Annotated in this window: 3 protein-coding genes and 1 pseudogene; all 4 read left to right on the top strand. The window is 59.3% G+C overall.

What is annotated here, in order from left to right:
- Positions 1 to 294, top strand: a pseudogene (locus ACUW6V_RS20700) (type VI secretion system contractile sheath large subunit); the annotation flags it as partial.
- Positions 295 to 304: 10 nt separating this feature from the next.
- A complete protein-coding gene (gene tssK, locus ACUW6V_RS20695) occupies positions 305 to 1,645 on the top strand; it encodes a type VI secretion system baseplate subunit TssK (protein WP_454038857.1) in 1,341 nt (446 codons plus the stop codon).
- Complete coding sequence (gene tssL, locus ACUW6V_RS20690) at positions 1,642 to 2,295, top strand: type VI secretion system protein TssL, short form (RefSeq protein ID WP_454038856.1); 654 nt, start codon at positions 1,642 to 1,644, stop codon at positions 2,293 to 2,295. The genes tssK and tssL overlap by 4 nt, the downstream gene beginning before the upstream one ends.
- Positions 2,296 to 2,298: 3 nt before the next feature.
- A partial coding sequence (locus ACUW6V_RS20685) for an OmpA family protein (protein WP_454038855.1) occupies positions 2,299 to 3,990 on the top strand: 1,692 nt, incomplete at its 3' end.

Here is a 3,990-nt window from a genome sequence, read left to right as displayed (position 1 = left end):
ATCGCGCACTACCTGAAGCTGATTCAGCGCGAGAACATCGGCACCACCAAAGACCGCCGTCTGCTGGAGCTGGAGCTGAACAACTGGGTGCGCGGGCTGGTGACGGAGATGACTGACCCGGGCGACGAGCTGCAGGCGTCATACCCGCTGCGCGATGCGAAAGTGGTGGTGGAAGATATCGAAGACAACCCGGGCTTTTTCCGCGTCAGGTTGTACGCCGTGCCGCATTTCCAGGTGGAAGGCATGGACGTCAGCCTGTCGCTGGTGTCGCAGATGCCGAAAGCGAAGTCATAAGGCTGTCGGGATGAAAATCTATCGCCCGTTATGGGAAGACGGGGCCTTTCTGGCCCCGCAGCAATTTCAGCAACAAGCCCGCTGGGACGCCTGGGTCGCGGATACGGTTGCCAGAATGACCCTGGCGAACCCGTGGGGAGTGCTTTGCGCAGAATTTGACGAAGGCGCGTTAACGCTCGCCAGACTCAATGCGACGCGCCTGGTGGTACGCTTTGCCGACGGAACGCTGATTGACACCGATCTTGCCGATAATTTACCGCCGGTATGCGATTTATCCGGGCTGGAACAGGAAAGTGTCGACGTTTTACTTTGCCTGCCGCTCCTCAGTGCGAATGGCGGCAATCTGGAGAATGGACCGGACAGCGCCCGTCCGCGCCGCTGGCAGTCTGAACGGGTAACCGTTCAGGAGCTGGCGGGACATGAGCGTAGCGAGCTGGCTGTTCTGCGCCACGCACTGACGCTTCGCCTCTCAGGTCAGGATAACGGCGCCTATCTCACCTGCCCGGTGGCGCGATTACAGCGCAATCTGCAAGGGCAGTGGGTAATGGATAAGCGTTTCATCCCGCCGATGCTATCGCTGGCGGCAAGCCCTGTTCTGTGCGGCGAACTCCACGATCTTTTACACCGTCTGCAGGCCAGGCGGAAACGTCTGATGGCGATGCGGCGGGAAAGTAATGAGCGTATGGCCGATTTTGCCGTGGCGGACGTTTCTTTGTTCTGGCTGTTAAATGCCCTGAACAGCGCAGAGCCCGTTTTAAGTGAACTCCATCAGTCTCCTTCGCGTCACCCTGAAATCCTCTACCGTGAGCTGGTAAGACTGACTGGCAGCCTGCTGACCTTTTCGCTTGAACATCACGCGGAGGAAATCCCGGCGTATCAGCATGAGCAGCCGGAACAGGTGTTTCCGCCGCTTTTTGCTCTGCTGGATACGTTACTGGAAGCGAGTCTGCCCTCACGTGTCATTGCTGTCGCGCTGGAACAGGGGCCGGACCGTGAGATCTGGCGAGGGAAGTTAAACGATGCGCGGCTGCGCGAAGGGGCGGATTTCTATCTTTCGGTGCGTTCAGCGCTGCCGAATCACGAACTCCAGACACGTTTTCCGCAATTGTGCAAAGCGGGCAGCCATGACGACGTTTCAGAGGTCGTCAATATCGCGCTCAGCGGTATGGTAATCAAACCGCTCAGTCATGTTCCTGCCGCGATTCCGCTGCGTCTTGAGAATCAGTATTTCGCGCTGGATCTGACCACCGATGCCGCCCGCGCCATGCTCGACGCCGGGAACTGCGCCTTTTATACGCCACAGTCACTCGGTGACGTAAAACTGGAACTGTTTGCGGTGCTGCGGTCATGAAAAAAGATGAGATAAACCTCATAAACAGGGTGTTTTATCCTGGCTGGCTGATGGTCAGCCAGTTACGCAGCGGGCAGGCGATCAACGATGGTGAAGCGCTTTATCGCCGCGCCTGTCAGTGGATCACTACAGCGCGCCAGACGCTGGCTGACGCAGGTTTCAGCGAGGCGAGTTGTGAAACGATGGTGTATGCGTACTGCGCGCTGATCGATGAAAGCGTGATGAACCGTGACAGGCAGGACGACGGGTATCGTAAATGGCGCCAGGATCCGTTACAGGCGCGTTTTTTCAGCACGCTGAATGCAGGTGAAGAGCTGTGGGAACGCATCCGCATCGCCCTTCGCGAGCCTGCGCCGGACAGTGCCGTGCTGACCTGTCTGTATCGCACTCTGCAGCTGGGTTTTGTCGGCCTGTACCGCGCGCAGGATGATGAGCGGCGCGAAGATGTGGTACGCGCACTGAGTGAATATGTCCCTCCGTTTGAGCTGACGCAGGGGGAATCTGTTGCAGTCAGCGCCTCCCGCCTGCGCAGCGGACGTCGTTTTTACTGGCTCGGGTGGATCGCGGGGATAGTGACGCTGGCGGCGCTGTGGCTGGCGTTTTCCGCTGCGCTGACGCGCCAGGTTGCGCAAATAGCAGGGCAGGGATGACGGATGCGTGAACGAAACCGCCCGCTTTTTTGTCTCTTTGCCACAGTGCTGGCGCTATGGCTGGCGCTGGGGTTCTGGCCCTCTTCTGCGTTGAATAAGCTTTTACTGAGTGTCGGTATCCTTCTGACAGGCGGGGCAGCGCTGTGGTACCTGCGGCGTTATAGTTTGCGTCGTCAGGCTTCGTGCGCCCAGGTGGCAGCCGCCCTCTTGCCGCCGGAAAATTTTCGGGGGGCGCTGGTGCTGGTCGGCGGTGATACAGGAGCACTCTTTCCGGCAGGGGGTGATTATCGGGAAAGCCGACAGGGCTGGTATCTTCGCGCGGCAAATGCAGAGCAGCTCCCTTTACTGGCGCAGCATATTGCGCTCACCCGGCCTGCTCTGGTGTCGCAACTGTCGATTCTGTTGGCTGTCGTGCCGGAGCAGCAGGTCTGCGATGACACGCTGACGCAGTCGCTGCGGGTGTGGCACAGAAGTATTCTGGCGTGCCGTAACTGGCTTAATGGCTTGCCGCCCGTATGGAGCGTGGTCTGGCTCAACACGCTTGATGCCGGTGATAACACCCTGTGGTTTACCCTTACACCGGGGCGTCCGGGTTTACAGGCCCGGCAGGCTGACCATGTGACACTGCCGATAACAGAGTGGCAGCGGGAGCCCGCTTTCAGCCCATCACGTTTATCTCCGGTACTCTGGCTGGATAGCGTGATGGCTTTTATTGACCGGTATATCTGTCAGCCACTCGCCAGCCCTCAAAATGAGCTTCCTGCGCTGCCTCTCGCTGCAGTGGGTGTTTGCATGACGTCTGTTGAATCAGTGGTTGATAACCTCTGGCATAAGCAGATTGCCAGCATGACCACACTCCCGCCTTTGACACAGAAATCCAGTGAACCATTGCCATTGCCCGATATGTTGCTGGCGTCACTGCCTTGCTGGCGAGGCATTAGCCGCAGAATGCGGGATCTCCGCATCGCGGGGGTTATCACCTTCTTGTTTATCGGGCTGGCGTTGTGTGCCTCGTTTATGAATAACCAGCGGCTGGTACGTCGTATTGGCGACCATCTTGCGCGTTATCACCATCTCAGCGGGATGCCACCCGCGCCAAAAGCGCAGGCACAGCAGCGCCTGCGTAATGACAGTCAGCTGCTTGATGACTGGCTGAGGCGCGGCGAACCGCTGCGTTACGGGCTTGGACTCTACCAGGGCGAGAAACTGATACCGCCATTAGACGCGGCCATCAGTGACTGGTCAGCGCCTGTCTCATCACCTCCGGTTAACAAGAACATCATTACCGAACCACAGACGATCCGCCTGGACGCGCTTTCGCTGTTCGACACCGGTCAGTGGCGGCTGAAAACCGGCTCCACGAAAGTGCTGGTGAACGCGCTGGTGGGCATTAAGGCCAGGCCGGGCTGGCTGATTGTGGTCGCCGGGCATACCGACGATGTGGGCGACGAACGCGCCAACCAGCAGTTGTCGCTTAAGCGTGCCGAAGCGGTGCGCAACTGGATGCGCGACACCGGCGACGTGCCGGAGAGCTGCTTTGCGGTGCAGGGCTACGGCGAAAGCCGCCCGGCGGTGCCGAACACCACGGCAGAAGGGCGGGCGCTGAACCGTCGCGTTGAAATCAGTCTGGTGCCGCAGGCGGACGCCTGCCGGCTGCCGGACATTCCCCTGCCGCCCTCACAGGATGAGAGCGGT

Source organism: Cronobacter sp. 153480017-3 (genome assembly GCF_053627815.1).
This window is presented reverse-complemented; position numbering and strand designations above follow the sequence as displayed.

Excerpts from the sequence above, each read along its gene's own strand:
- tssK (WP_454038857.1), top strand. The coding sequence starts at position 305 with ATGAAAATCTATCGCCCGTTATGGGAAGACGGGGCCTTTCTGGCCCCG.
- tssL (WP_454038856.1), top strand. The coding sequence starts at position 1,642 with ATGAAAAAAGATGAGATAAACCTCATAAACAGGGTGTTTTATCCTGGC.